General features: G+C 58.5%; 19 protein-coding genes. 1 reads left to right on the forward strand and 18 read right to left on the reverse strand.

The window, feature by feature from the left end:
• Window positions 1-15: 15 nt before the first annotated feature.
• From ACFOJ9_RS31300 to ACFOJ9_RS31385, 18 genes are all read right to left on the reverse strand, one after another.
• Window positions 16-624, reverse strand: a complete 609-nt coding sequence (locus ACFOJ9_RS31300; RefSeq protein ID WP_378984864.1) for a hypothetical protein — start codon at window positions 622-624, stop codon at window positions 16-18.
• Window positions 624-2,552: a hypothetical protein gene (locus ACFOJ9_RS31305; protein WP_378984866.1), complete on the reverse strand. Its 1,929-nt coding sequence runs from the start codon at window positions 2,550-2,552 to the stop codon at window positions 624-626. Before ACFOJ9_RS31305 ends, ACFOJ9_RS31300 begins: the two co-directional genes overlap by 1 nt.
• Window positions 2,542-2,943 (reverse strand): HK97-gp10 family putative phage morphogenesis protein, encoded by a 402-nt coding sequence (locus ACFOJ9_RS31310; protein ID WP_378984868.1) that lies wholly within the window; start codon window positions 2,941-2,943, stop codon window positions 2,542-2,544. The genes ACFOJ9_RS31305 and ACFOJ9_RS31310 overlap by 11 nt, the downstream gene beginning before the upstream one ends.
• A complete protein-coding gene (locus ACFOJ9_RS31315; RefSeq protein ID WP_378988165.1) occupies window positions 2,930-3,145 on the reverse strand; it encodes a phage tail assembly chaperone in 216 nt (71 codons plus the stop codon). Before ACFOJ9_RS31315 ends, ACFOJ9_RS31310 begins: the two co-directional genes overlap by 14 nt.
• Complete coding sequence (locus tag ACFOJ9_RS31320; RefSeq protein ID WP_378984870.1) at window positions 3,142-3,480, reverse strand: hypothetical protein; 339 nt, start codon at window positions 3,478-3,480, stop codon at window positions 3,142-3,144. Before ACFOJ9_RS31320 ends, ACFOJ9_RS31315 begins: the two co-directional genes overlap by 4 nt.
• A 4-nt stretch (window positions 3,481-3,484) precedes the next feature.
• A complete protein-coding gene (locus ACFOJ9_RS31325) occupies window positions 3,485-3,919 on the reverse strand; it encodes a phage tail tube protein (RefSeq protein WP_378984872.1) in 435 nt (144 codons plus the stop codon).
• A 65-nt stretch (window positions 3,920-3,984) separates the two neighbouring features.
• The gene (locus tag ACFOJ9_RS31330; protein ID WP_378984874.1) at window positions 3,985-4,413 is read right to left on the reverse strand and encodes a DUF3168 domain-containing protein; all 429 of its coding nucleotides are present in this window, start codon (window positions 4,411-4,413) and stop codon (window positions 3,985-3,987) included.
• The gene (locus ACFOJ9_RS31335) at window positions 4,413-4,793 is read right to left on the reverse strand and encodes a head-tail adaptor protein (protein ID WP_378984876.1); all 381 of its coding nucleotides are present in this window, start codon (window positions 4,791-4,793) and stop codon (window positions 4,413-4,415) included. The genes ACFOJ9_RS31330 and ACFOJ9_RS31335 overlap by 1 nt, the downstream gene beginning before the upstream one ends.
• 163 nt (window positions 4,794-4,956) lie before the next feature.
• Window positions 4,957-5,364, reverse strand: a complete 408-nt coding sequence (locus ACFOJ9_RS31340) for a hypothetical protein (RefSeq protein WP_378984878.1) — start codon at window positions 5,362-5,364, stop codon at window positions 4,957-4,959.
• A 39-nt stretch (window positions 5,365-5,403) separates the two neighbouring features.
• Entirely contained in the window at window positions 5,404-5,934 is a 531-nt protein-coding gene (locus ACFOJ9_RS31345; protein WP_378984880.1) for a head-tail connector protein, read from the reverse strand.
• Window positions 5,897-6,112, reverse strand: coding sequence for a hypothetical protein (locus ACFOJ9_RS31350; protein ID WP_378988356.1), 216 nt, complete (start codon window positions 6,110-6,112; stop codon window positions 5,897-5,899). Before ACFOJ9_RS31350 ends, ACFOJ9_RS31345 begins: the two co-directional genes overlap by 38 nt.
• Before the next feature lie 11 nt (window positions 6,113-6,123).
• Window positions 6,124-6,351: a hypothetical protein gene (locus tag ACFOJ9_RS31355; protein WP_378984882.1), complete on the reverse strand. Its 228-nt coding sequence runs from the start codon at window positions 6,349-6,351 to the stop codon at window positions 6,124-6,126.
• A gap of 51 nt (window positions 6,352-6,402) precedes the next feature.
• Window positions 6,403-7,680 (reverse strand): phage major capsid protein, encoded by a 1,278-nt coding sequence (locus tag ACFOJ9_RS31360; protein ID WP_378984884.1) that lies wholly within the window; start codon window positions 7,678-7,680, stop codon window positions 6,403-6,405.
• 98 nt (window positions 7,681-7,778) lie between these two features.
• Entirely contained in the window at window positions 7,779-8,417 is a 639-nt protein-coding gene (locus tag ACFOJ9_RS31365; RefSeq protein ID WP_378984886.1) for an HK97 family phage prohead protease, read from the reverse strand.
• A complete protein-coding gene (locus ACFOJ9_RS31370; protein ID WP_378984888.1) occupies window positions 8,414-9,712 on the reverse strand; it encodes a phage portal protein in 1,299 nt (432 codons plus the stop codon). Before ACFOJ9_RS31370 ends, ACFOJ9_RS31365 begins: the two co-directional genes overlap by 4 nt.
• A 12-nt stretch (window positions 9,713-9,724) precedes the next feature.
• Window positions 9,725-11,578 carry a terminase large subunit gene (locus tag ACFOJ9_RS31375; protein WP_378984890.1) on the reverse strand — a complete coding sequence of 618 codons (1,854 nt, stop codon included), beginning with the start codon at window positions 11,576-11,578 and terminating at the stop codon, window positions 9,725-9,727.
• A 7-nt stretch (window positions 11,579-11,585) separates the two neighbouring features.
• Entirely contained in the window at window positions 11,586-11,972 is a 387-nt protein-coding gene (locus ACFOJ9_RS31380; RefSeq protein ID WP_378984892.1) for a hypothetical protein, read from the reverse strand.
• A gap of 104 nt (window positions 11,973-12,076) precedes the next feature.
• Window positions 12,077-12,382 carry an HNH endonuclease gene (locus ACFOJ9_RS31385; RefSeq protein WP_378984894.1) on the reverse strand — a complete coding sequence of 102 codons (306 nt, stop codon included), beginning with the start codon at window positions 12,380-12,382 and terminating at the stop codon, window positions 12,077-12,079.
• A gap of 144 nt (window positions 12,383-12,526) precedes the next feature.
• Here ACFOJ9_RS31385 and ACFOJ9_RS31390 point away from each other — a divergent pair, with 144 nt between their 5' ends.
• Complete coding sequence (locus ACFOJ9_RS31390; protein ID WP_378984896.1) at window positions 12,527-12,835, forward strand: YegP family protein; 309 nt, start codon at window positions 12,527-12,529, stop codon at window positions 12,833-12,835.
• Window positions 12,836-13,092 lie beyond the last annotated feature (257 nt).

Genomic DNA, 13,092 nt, shown 5'->3' on the forward strand with positions numbered 1-13,092 from the left:
CTTGTGGCTTGTGGCCTACTTCGGAATCTCAACCAGCGTAAATGTCGCGGACGGCAGGAAGTCATCCGGGATCGAAAACGAACCAGGCATAACGCGCATGTTGGCGACAGGATTCTTGAACGTCACAACGGCGCTTGTCGTGATGTACGAAGGCACTGTCGGCTCGACTGTGATTGTCAAGGCGTTGCCGGAAGCAACGGCGCCGGTCTGGACCCGGAACAACGAGTTATAGCTGCCCGTCGTCAGGCTGATTAGGTCGCCAGCAGCAAGCGTAAGACCATTGTCAACGCCGTTGATCACCAGCGAGTTACCGGTGATGGAAACCAAATTGCCGGTATTCGTCAGTTTGGTGTTGGCTGCGTCACCCCAATATGCACGCGGTATGCACATGTGCTTGGGCGTGTAGGTGACCGTCACAAGCCCGCCGCGTGATGCGTCCTTGAATGCCTCCACAAGAAGGCGCTGCGCCGCCGTAAGCGGCACAGTCTTCATTTGAACGGTCCAGTAGGCGTCTGCGTACTCGACAAAGGACATTGCCCGCGTGCCGCTGCGTGACACGGACACCGATTCCACCAGTTGCGGGTAGCTAATCAGAAAGGGCACTGCCGGAAGACTGATAGCCATCAAATCATGCCCGTTGTTTTGGCGTCGCGAAGAGATTTCAGCACGCGCGGTGTGAATTCCTTCTCGAACTTCTTGAGCGCCTTGGTGACTTCCTCGCCCGCGCCCTGTTGGGCGTTTGGCATGTTGATGGTCGGCGCGAACGTAACGTTTGTCTGCCCGCCACCGACGCCAGCATCGAACGACGGCACACGCGGCACGATTGTCCCACTCGAGTTGGGCACGAACAATTCCGGGCGTTTCTCGCCTACAATGTAGGGCTTGCCGGCCGTGACCGGCCCGCCGTTGGCGCGCAAGCCAAGCGCGGAAATGATGCCAGGATCACTGCCGCCGCCACCAGTCAGAGCACCAAGAATGCTGCCAAGGAACCCACCGCCACCGCCACCCGCCGAACCGGCTTGCAGAATGGAGTCGACCAAATCGTTTTCGATCTTGTCGATGATCTTGTCGAGTACGTCTTCGGCAATTTTCCCGAAGTCCTGCCAGTCCAACTTGCCGTCATCCAAGGCAGACCGCAGGTCATCAAAAACACCCTTCAGCACGTCGCGCTGAAGATCCTGCATGTCCTGCGCCTTGCGGAGCTCGTCCGCCTGTTTGGCGTAGGCGTCCGATACTTGGTCGATCGCGGCAACCTGTGCCGGCGAAAGCTGCGCGTTCTGCCAGTCCTGGTCGCCTTTTTTGCGGGCCTCCTCGCGGACCTGCTTTAGCGCCTCTTGCTCGAGGTCTAGGCTGACTTTGCGTTTGGTTTGGGCTTCGAAGGTTAGGCCGAGGCTGTTGAACTCTTCGTTCAGGGCTGCTGTGCGGTCCTTGATGCCTTGAAGGTCTTCGGCGAAGCGGTCGTCGGTTGTCTTTCTGGGTCCGCGCGACTTGGGTGCGCTGCCACTGGATGGCACCACTGTTGCCTTATGCGCGGCCTCGCCGTATCGCGCCTTAAGCTGCGCAACCAACGCGTCATCTGCCTTGGTGATTTGGCCACCGAATGCGCCAGCAATGCGCGCATCGATGGGGTCCAGGTTCCTCCCCCCTTTGCCGGGGCCAGTCAGAACGTCGCCAGGTTTGCCAACAAGCGAGCCGGCAAGGTCGCCCATCTCAACGGCTTGCCGCTGAACAAGGAACTTGTTCAGCTGTGCGGATAGGGCATCCATGCCCTCAAGCACAGTAAGGATCGCCGACTGCGAACTAACCGCAAAACGGCGCCATGCCGCATCCCAGCGGTCGCCCATATCCTCCGCACGGCGGAGCAGTTGCTCATCGATAACACCGCCCGCATCAGCGGCGGCCTTCTTCATGTTCAGGATGCCTTGCGCGCCGTCATTGAGGCCAACAAGCATGTCTGCGCCACCGCGGCCAAATGCCGTGGTAACAAGCAGCATTTTTTCTTGTTCGGACGTCGCGTTTTTAACCAGATCGGCGTAGTCGGCTAAAAGTTGTTCGGACGTTTTGATATGGCCGTTTTGGTCGCGTACCGCGATCCCATTGGCCTTCAGTATCTTGCCGAGATAGTTCCCACTAACCGCGGCTTCGCCGATATTCTTACTGAATTTTTCCATTGCGGATTCAAATTCAGATGCTTCTACGCCGGCCTGCGAAAAGCCGAAGCCAAGTTCCTGCAGTGCCGTAGTGGTAAGCCCAATACGGTCGGCGGTATCGACTAGGTGAGATGCGTTGTCGATGGCCCCCAGAGCCTGCTGGAATAGCGCAATTGGTCCCATCGCAGCCAGTGCACCGGCACCAAGTCCCTTGAAGAAGGTTAGGGCGTTACTACCAATTCCACTGAAGGAAGCGTTCAGGCGCGACGTCATTTGCGACGCGCGGCCTTCGATCGCCGCCATATCCCTGGCTGCGATCTTATTGGCCTTCGCCATCTGACGTTCGAAGTCGTTAATCCTCGCTTCGAGGTTTACGACTAAGCGCGGATCATCACTTGCCATAGCTGGCCTTTACAGACTTTGAGATGGCGCGCTTGATGCGCGATCGAATTCTTTTCCGGACGAGCCTGTAGCCAGGCCAGAAGTATGGCTGCGCAGGAGACTGCCTGGTGCCAAACTCCGCGCCTAGTGCGTAGTCGTACTCGCCTTGCCCAGAACGCGCAGGTCTCGTTGTTGTCTCGCCGCCTGCGGTTACCTGGCGGGAAAGATCACCTGTGACTGACCACTTAATGCTAGCTTTTAGCTTGCCGCTATCGCGCGGAGCCACGGCGCGCTGCGCGGTGACAAGCTCGTTAGCGCCTTGGTCTAGCGCTGGCTGCACGCCAGCCTTAATGGCCTTGGGAATGGCTGCCAGGCGACGTTGCAGATCGGCGAGGCCGTTATTGATTGCCAATGCCGCCCCCATACCGCTCCAGCAGTGCCGACATTTCATCGTCGCTCGGGCCTTCGTCTTTCTTGCTGCTGTTAGCTTCGTTGAAGCCTTCAATGGCGAGCGTGTACTCAGTGACGGTCGATTTCCAGAACACTTCCGGCGTCCAATGAAGGACACCAAACGCGCCCTTCATCCAATCGCGCCACGGAAACGGCTTTTCTATTCCGCCGCTGCCGGAGCGGCCTCGTCGTTTTTTGGCTCACCGTCGAAGTGATGGCCCAGCGCGAGCGCGAACGCTTCCGAGCAAGCACTGAAGTCTTTCAACTTCAGAGCCGCCACCGCCGCGAACTTATCGCCGCGCACGGTAAGCAGTTCGATTGCCGCCATTGTTGCCGCAGGCTCCACGCCAGACAGCCGCACGAACAAATCCGCAAGGGACTTGCACTCTAGCCGCGTGCTCACCGCGGCAAGTCCAGCCATGGTTGCCGCAATAACGAGGTCAACGCCGCCCACCTTAAGTGCGACTTCCCCTCGTGCGCCGTTGACCTCCAATGCCATCTAATTACTCCGCCACAAACGTAAGGGCGCCGCCAGCCATGAAGGTGGCGTCGAAGCCCATCGTGCCCTCCTGCTCGCCATTCAGCGTGAAGTCAGTCACGTACCAGGCGCCAGTGAATGTGCCCAAGCCGGGAACAATTACCTTCGCGTTGAAAACCGTCGCGTTAGTCACATAGGCCATGAAGGAGGTCTGATCAGAACCTGCAACGAACTTACCGGATCCGGTAAACGTGCGGTTCTTGATGCCCGGAACGCCAGTCTTCTGTGGCGTGTTGCCGGGATTGAGGCAATCAGGAATCGTGGTGTCGACGTCATTCGCCGACATATTGAAACTGCGGGTCTGGATGCCGCAGAGGTTAGTAAAAACTTCCGGACCGCCGCCGTCGCCGATCTGGATGAGCAAAAGACGGCCAGTCTGCTGGCCTGGTGTAACTGCCATGTGAGGCTCCATAAAAAAAGCCCGCACATGGCGGGCAGTGAGTTTAAGTGTGTTGGCGGGGTTGGCTAGGCTTCGATTATCGCCTCGAAGTCGACAACGCCGTGGCCGGTCGTGCCGTCCGCGTCGTAGAAGACTCGCTCGCCCGTGTGCGCCAATGTGACAAGGCGATTATTTGGCAGTGCAAGCGGGTAATGATGCAATGCGTTCACAACTTCCCACGCAATCGCGCGGGCATCTTGCAGAGTGCCTGCGCCATCCGGTAGCGGGTTGCTGTCGTCGGTCCAAACATGGATCGTCATATTGGCTGTGTGGCTATCTACGCAAGCCATGCCACCTCGCTGCGTCGAGACGTCGTCAACCGTGATGTATGGCGGCGAGAGCGATGCTGGTGGCCGGTAGAATATACGGCTATACGCCACAAATGCGGTTAGTGGCGTATAGCCTCGCAAGCGTGCGGTCGCAACGCCAACAAGCTCGTGTGCAGGTGCCGCCATTAGGAGCTTTCCCCCTCAACCACCAACATCTCGACATACTGCGAGCGCTCATCCGGATTGACGCTGGTTTTGATATTGAACAGCCGAACAGGCACCCCATCCACCATCCCCTTGCGGGCATCGTAGACGCGCCACGCAGGCGTTACGTCGCGGGTGTCGGAGCAACTACGCACAATAAGGTTGTAGGGCTGTAGGGCTGCCAGACGGGCCGCCGTGACGGCTTCAACGTCGCCGCCGAACTTAGGCTGGAGACGAGCGGAAATGGTGAATACGTCCTCGAATGGGCCGAGGACGGGATTTTGGTATGTATCCAAAGTAGTCCCGCGCCGTTGAAACGTCACTCTGGCGTTGAGGGAGCCTGCACCAGATCGTACGGCCATTCGGTCGGCTCCTCGTCTTTAGTTGCTTTCCGCAACCTAACGGCAACGCCAGCGGCAATGGCCAGTTCGGCGCATGCCGCTGGCACGTTGTAGTCGGCCGCGTTGTACGCCACGGTGGACGACGGCAAGCGCCAGTCCCATGGCTCGCTAAAGCGCACCCACATTAGAGCGCGGCGTCGGGTGTCTGGATGTCGACATAAATTTCGGTAGCGCTGGTTGCCATGCCGATAAGCGCCGGATGGTCTCCGGTCGTAAGATCACCAACAGGTACGATCGTTCCAGGCGTCCCACCGAGGTAATACGCGACGCCTGGAGTCACCGCAGCGCCGATCGTGATTGGGCCTTTCTGGTGTACGGCAAGAGGCTGCCCGGTTGCGGCTGCATGCAGGGCAATGCCTTTCGGCTTTCGCACGAGTGCGGAGGCATCGTTGGTGTCAGCCAGTTTGTAGGTGTTGTCAGCCGCCTTATACACTGGCTGGCCGGCAGTTACCGCAGCGCCCGCCGTGCCATTATCGCGCGTGGAGTTCGCGCCAGCCAACACGTTGGCTGCGGTGATCGAAAGTGCGGTCAAGGTGACCTCCTAAGATTGTTTTGGCGGCCTAGGCCGCTGTCAGTAATATCGGTGATTGCTCAACAGCGAGTCGAACGTGGTCCATCCGGACTCGTCTTGGTTCTCGCGGCTCTCATAGAGGTCTGCAATTCGAACAAGCATTGCGTGCTTGACGGAAGGCTCAATGCTCGAAGGGCCGACGACTGCGGAGACAGTAATAAGCGACCGCGGTTGCACGCTCGGCCAAGACTGCCTGTACTTCAATACGATCGCATCGCCGCGCAGTTCGTAAACCGTATCAGGCAGCGTTTGCGGTGCGCCTGTGGTGTCCGTGTAAGCGATCGACGTTATGGACTGCACGAGCCCAACCGACAAATGGCGCATGTCGCACCACGAGTCCGTCTCGACCTCTACGGTCTGCCCTGCAAGTACCTGGCCGCAGTATTTTTCAACGTGATTGCGCGCCACGGCTATCAGGTCCGTAAGGTACGTATCGTCGTCAGTGAAATCGACTTTAACTTGCCGCCTTGCCTCTGCAAGCGTGACCGGCTCACTAGTTGGAGCTACCGTCACCGTAGGTGGAAACCACATTCTTGCCGCGCCTCCCGCGCCTCTCAGCAATCGGCACGGCAATTGCGCGCTCAATCTTTTGTTCTGCCACAGGGATTGCAAACTCCGCAGCGATAAGGCGCAACGCCTCATCCTGCGGGAAGTCGCGCTCGTCACCAGGCCCCAACGAATAGGCCGTACCGGACAAGTCGACGAGCATGCGGACTAGCATTATGGCGCGAGAATTCCGGCGCCGCGGAGGGCTGCGAGCACCAAGTTAAGCGCCGTTCCTGCCGCCGTACCGTCAGTCGCCGGAGTAATGTTGGCAATGGCTGCGGCCTGCGTGCCACTGTTTGGGACTATCTTGCCGCCCGTTTTGATCTGAATTGCGCCGCCGGATTCAACGACGAGAGTGTCGCCGCCAAGGGCATTGTGAACTTTTGCGCTAAAATCGGACATCTTGTTTTCTTTCCGTGGGAGGGGCGGCCATTTGCGACCGCCCTAGTCCAATCAAGCCTGGATGAGGTGCTTCACGGCTGCCTGATCGCCAAGCTCACCATCGAAGCGAATGAGCCCTGCGATGCCAAGATCAGGCCAAAAGCGTTCGCGAAGTACGCCGATAACCGGCGAACCGACCTTGCGGACAAAGTAGGCGCCGAAGTCACCGAAGATCATGGTCTTGTTGCCGGTGGCGAGGTTCGCCATGGCCTGGTTGATCGAGTAGCGATAGCCGAGGATGTTGCCTGGAACGCCAGTCGTCACGTCCCCCATCGTCCAAATATATCGGCCCTCCCCATCTTTCAATTTCCGAAGGGCGCCAAGTGTCAGATCATTGAACATGAACCGCACTTTCGGGGACTGGCGATAGGCCGGGTCCACCGAGTGGACCAGATCTATGATCTCGTCATAGGTCACTGCGGCAACTGCCGCTGCGGTCTTACCGAGGCTGGATGCGGTCACGATACCGTTCGGATCGCCGCTGCCGTCGCCGACAGTCAGTTCGTTGTTCGCGATGCGCCCGAGGCGTTTGCCCAGCAGACCGCCGAGCAGAGACTCCATATTGAAGATCGAATCCTGCGCCAGTTCGTACGAGAACCGAACGAATTCGGTGTCATACAGATAAGCGTCAAGGCGCTTCTGGCCGAAGGTGGCATCGGAGCCGCCGTCATCCGTAAGCGGCGTGCCTTCCGTGTGCTTCACGGCGGGAACGGCGGTGTCGTCAACGGTCGGCAGGTTGATCTGGTTGCCCGAGGCCGTGCTCATGACGGTACAGATGTCCTCGTCATACATCGGACCCCATGCCTTCATCGATTCGATGATGACGTTGGCCAGTTCCACGGGGACCGTGTAGCCACCAGCAGTCGTTGTACCGGCAGTCTGGATGCGCTTTTCCACGTCCTTCGACACGACACCCGCACGAAGAACTGAGCGTTCCTCGCCGTTCAACTCAGAGAGATCACCGCCGGATGCAATGAACTTGTGGAAGACATGGCGGTACTCGAGCGCCTCGCCCTCGTCCTGGCCGCGCTGTTCTGCGTCAGAGCCGTTCGGACGACGATTGCGGCGCTCTTCATCCGCGCGTGCATTCAGGCGAGCCTCAGCAGAGGCCATGCGCTCTTCGCGGGCGATCGTCGCTTCGATCTTATCGAAGTCGGACATAATCGCATCGTGACGAGCGTCGAGTTCAGCGGCGCGGGCTTCGTCGGTATTCTTCTTGATAGCGTCGAGCGCTTCGCGCGCCTGCGCGACGAGAGAGCCGCGCTTTTCGTTCAATTCCTTGAGAGTCATTTTGTCAGCCTTTCGGGCAATAAAAAAGGCCCGCCGAAGCGAGCCTGTCTGGGTTGAATGGCAGGACGTGTCGTCCGCCCTCCGGTTTTGCCGGGTAGCTACGTGGCGCCCTGCTGGATGCCCCGAATTCTCATTTCCTGAACGGCTTCCCGCTCGGATACTCGCCTCTTGGCGGCAGCCGCGTCGGCGGCGCGCTTTTCGGCGTCCTTCTTGGCCTGCTCTACTTCGGCTCTGGCCGCTTCTAGGCTGCGCTTCGCCAGTGTCGTGTCTGCATAGGCCGGAAAGGCCACGGCCGAGACTTCATAAACCTCGGCCTTAAGTACTCTTCGCCGCGGTGGCGTCACTGTGTCGTCCCACTCCTGCTTTGTGGCCCTGAAGGAAAACGACATGCCAGAAATGTCTCCACGCTCAACAAGCTCCCATAGATCGTTGCCGTTTGAAGTGTCCGGCACATCGATCTCTGCCAATACCCCTTTGGCGTCACTCGTAAGGCGCAAGGTGCCGCTCTTGGTGCGACCGACCACGCGACCAAAATCATGGGAATGGAGTGCCATGACATCGCCGCGTATTGCCTCATCGGCAAAACCGGGTGCCATCGTCTCCTCAAATCCCCATTCCGGGTCACCTATGATGGTGGGGCTGTTGTAGACAATGGCATACCCAACCAGAGTGCGCTTGCCGTCAACGGCACGCGTCTCTACGCCGAGCGAGCCGCCACGTTTCTCAATCTCAGTCATGCCGCCTCGGCCTCATCTTTGTCGTCGGATTGAGCGTTGTCGTTGGCCGGCGCAGCACCGACCTTGTTTTGCTGGCCGTAGGTTGCGGTTCCCAACGGCGCCGTGGCACCCTGCAAGAACAACTCATCGCCGTGGGGCATAGCCGGCCGGTTTTCGAGAGCGCGAGCCTCGTTGGGTGTCATCAACGCGTTTTGGACGGCCTTCGCCAAGCCTTCCATGCGAGATGCGAAGTCGCCACGGAGCAGCCCGTCCAGCACATGCGACACGTACCGGTTGCCTGACGAGCGGCCGAAGAATTTCAGATTGATCTCGTCTTCAAGCGCCTTAGCCCATTGACCAATGAGATGCTGCACGAGCATCAGATTCTGCTGCTCGGTGTTCGCCATTGTGCCGTGGGTGAGATCCTGAAGAAACACCGTTGGCAATTGATATGTGCGTGCGATCTCTTCCACTTGGAATCGCCGTGCTTCAACCATCTGCCCCTTGGCGGGGTCGATGCCGACCGGCGTAAGTTTGTAGCCCGCCGGAATGGGAAACACCGGTTCGTTGGCATTCTTGGCGGCGTCGACCGACCTCTTGATGTCGGCTTGCGCACGCTTCATCGCATCGGCGCCAGCCGGCAGCGGCCCTTCTAGCGCCAGGGGGGGGACACCACCACCTGCGAAGAAGTTGCTGCCGTAGTCGTTCATAGCAATCGCAAGCTGGATTGCTTTAGATGCCTGCGCGATCGGGCCATAGTGTCTGAGACCGCAGCTACGTCGCATGAAAGGCACATCGATCACATCTGCTGCGTCGTAAGCCTTGCCGCCGTATTCGTAACTGACTTTTAGCCCAACCCGCTTGATCGTCGTTTTTGCGGGATCCATTGGCCACAGCGAGTCAATGCCCCCAGGCGTCCGCTCAATGTAGGCCAGGCCGCGACCGCCGGTGAAAACCTGCTGCCAGAACCATTGCCAGAACGCAAACGAGCCAATGCCGTCATTGGGAGCGGCATTGACAACCGTTTCCAGCCGACCGCCGACGCGCTTGGCGCCGTCCTTGGTGTCTCGATACGCGTGCCGCGGGAGTGCCGCGAGGGTCCTTGAGAGAAACGCTACGGCGGCCCACACAGCAGGCACCGCTAACGCCCGATCAATCGTGACAGCCGGCAAATTAGCCGACTGGACGCCGAAGAAGGCCAAGAAATTCTCGGCACTCAGCGGGATTGTAGGGTTTTCGATGGTTGCCCGCGATTCCAGCGCGTTGGTGGCAGTTCTTGTCGATTTGCGGCGGATATCGAGACCTAAAATGTTCATTGTTCCGCCAATTCAGGCCGCTGCGGCCAACGAAAAATCAGGGTCGTCCCACGGTGAGGTCGGCGGCTTGATCGCCGGCTTGTCAGCGGCGGCGCCGCAAGCCATCGCGATGGCTACTGCAGAATCTATACGGACCGATGCGCGCGTCTTAACGAACCATCGGTTGCCGTGCGGGTCAGGTGGATGATTGAAGGTCGCGCCCATAAGAGCCGACATCAAAACAGGGCTCTTCCTCAGTCTAATCCGTCCGTCGATGATGAGGTTTTCCACCTCGGTCACGGATCCAGGCATCCACAAGCCGAGTGGCGGCTTTTCGCCGGCCGCCTTGGCGGCTTTGATCTTCGCTTCGGATGGTCGTGCCCTTACCTTACCACCCTGCGGGTGAGGCAACTGCTCAGCGTCTACGCCGAAAACGTCCAGTTCGTCCCGGAACGCCGCATAGGCATAGTTGTCGTATGCGATCGACTGGATCTCATAAATGCGGTCTAGCTCGGCCACTCGTGCCGCAACGATGTCGAACCGAATCCGCGGTCCTTCAGGTGCGTTCAAGTATCCATCACGTACCCAAATATCATACGGCTGCTTATCGGCCATTACGCGCGCGGCAAGAGTATCGCCTGGCGTCCACGCCTCAATCCAAGCGTCGTATGTGGGCAGGCTAACTGCCACACCATCGTCGCGCGTGACTTCCCTAAATCCTGTGGGCTGCACACATGCAACGACGGTCATGTCCTTGGTCCCGGATAAATCAATTCCGAGAAAGAGCGGGCCGCCTTCTGGCAATGGCCAATCCGACATAACGCCATCGACCGTCGCGCGTGCCATCCATGCCTTATCGGCGTCGGTCCACACACAAAAGTGCAAGCGGAGGACGTTGTTCAATTTGCCGGGTACGGCTCGCGCCTCGGCAACGACGCCGGCAAGGTACTCTTCTGTCAGGATCGTGCCGAGAAGCGGATTTGCCTTAATCCAGCAAGTCGGATCCGTCATCGGATCGTCGTCTTTGTCCAGCGAGCAAACATAAGCGAAAACGCTATCGCTGCCGTCCCACACCTCACCCACGAATGTGAAATCTTCGTCGGGGGTTTGCGTCCCTGCGAGCACCTTGACGGCACGATCGCGCTCTTCCCAACAGACGGAATTGCGATCGCTGCCGCTGTTGGTGATCATCAACAGAAGCGGGTTTTGCCGAAACTTAAAGCCGCGCTGCAACATCTCCATAATGCTACGATCGGGGTGCTCATGTACCTCATCGCAGAGCGCGAAGTGAGGACGAGGGCCTGAGCCGGTCTTGCCTGCCTCTTTGGAAATCGGCCGGAAAAACGAACCGGATTTGTGGTGGGCAATATTGAATTCTTTGCCTAGGCCGCCGCTGAATTTTACACGTTCTCTTAGTGCCGGCGCTTGCCTGACCATCTTGCAGGCATCCTGAAACAGGATTGTCGCCTGGTCTTTCTTGGCAGCCGCAGCGTAAATCTGCGCTCCCGATTCCCTGTCCGCGGTGAGGCCATAGAGACCAACGCCGCCAGCAAACGGAGACTTACCGTTCCCTTTGCCTTCCTCGATGTACACAGTTCGGAATCGGCGAGTACCGTCCGCCTTTTTCCATCCAAAGATCGAGCCGAGTTTGAACGCTTGAGATGGATGCAGCAGGAACGGCTTGCCGTCGAATTGGCCCTCGGAGAGCTTCAGCCGCTCCTCGAAAAAACGGAATACCCGATTGGCCGCTTCATCATCCCACGAAAGACCTCGCTCGCGTCCACGAGCTAAATCGGCGAAGTGACGCTTGCAGGCATTCCGTACATGCGGCCCGGCTATCGTATCTCCGGCTAGGACGTCTTCGGCATATTGGCTAACACGGGCCAACGCTACCTCAGTCGAGGAGGTCGTCTTTCTCTCCCTCGTCATCTGGCACCGTAATTTTACTGGCATCGGCTGGCGACGCGCCCATCTGCCCGAGGCACTGCCTAAGCAGATTCATTGCCTGAACACCGACGTCCTGACCCGCCATGATCCGACCCTGAATATTGGCGGCCATGCCGACAAGCATTCGATGGGACTGCGTCAGCCAAGGAATCTCATGCTGAAAAAGCAGCCAGGCCGATTTCGCCTTGCTCGCATCGGTGTCGGTCAGCCACTTCGGCGGAGTGCCTAGCGGGCCACCAGCTTTTGGCTCTCTACGCTGCTTGAACCGTTTCGGGTTCTTCTTGTCGCTAGCCTCAACCGCCGCTTTGGCGAGAGGCGTTCTTGGCCTCGCCATGGCACTTCCTTGGGGTCATATTCTCAATTGTGGACGCGCACAGAAAGCGGGGGCACCGGTTACTGGAGTCGACGGCCGAGGCTTCCGATCCACCCCCCCGCCCGTCAGATCGGCCAGCCGTCCGCTGAGAACGTGATCACCTGCTGCCCGTTGTCTTCTCGCTGGCCGCGGCTCGCGTGGCACGGCTTGCATGTACTGATGAATGGGCCAAACCAGAACTTGGTGACGTCGCCTTTGTGACCACCATCAGCGTGGTGCACCTCGGTAGCAGGCTCGATCACCTCTCGCTCGATACACCACTCGCACAACGGGTCTTGTGCAAGCTTGGCCAGTCGCAACTGGCGCCATCGTGCAGTTGAGTAGAGGCGGCGATATTCTGTGGCTTTCGTTGATCGGGCGATAGAGGGCATCAACGACTTTCGAACACAACATGTAGTGGCTCGTTTTCGCTCTGTTCCGCTATCCGGACACCACCTATAGAGACACGAGATGGACTCCTCGGCCGTGCTATGGTACCGTTCACCTTAGCGATGTTGCGATTCGAGGATACGGCTATGTCTGGATTGTTTGGACTCGGTGGCTTGCTTAGCGACTTGCCTGCAAATGGGCTGGGCCGCCTGCCACAGCAACCCACTCTTGGGTTGAGCCTACTCGGGGGTATGGTTGCGAAGCCGACCCGCGTTTATCCATGCTTCGAATTATATATCGATGATCGCGGCTCTTGGCGTTGGCGCTTCCTGGCATCCAATTACAAGATCATCGCGGATAGCGGTGAAGGCTACAATAACTTTGACGATGCTAAACATGGCATCGCTCTTTTGCAGGGTGCTGCGAATGCTCCTTCTTACATAGGCAAGGACTGAGTTATGCCTCGCAACCATTCCGGAACCGGGCTCCTATTTGTCGGTGGTGAAGAGCGGGGAAGGGTCAGCTTCAATTTAGATGAGGAACCCAACGGTGCTGTTCGGGGACGCATATCTGGCGATGCAGCCAAACTCGCTGGTGCTTTTGACGCAGCCGGTGTTACGTTGAAGAGATTAGACACCGGTTTCATGATGAAGCTTACACTTACCCACGTGCTTCATGAGGGATGGGCTGACGTATCTTTGGACGGGCCACC

Source organism: Mesorhizobium cantuariense, from assembly GCF_042647205.1.
Taxonomy (GTDB): Bacteria; Pseudomonadota; Alphaproteobacteria; order Rhizobiales; family Rhizobiaceae; genus Mesorhizobium; species Mesorhizobium cantuariense.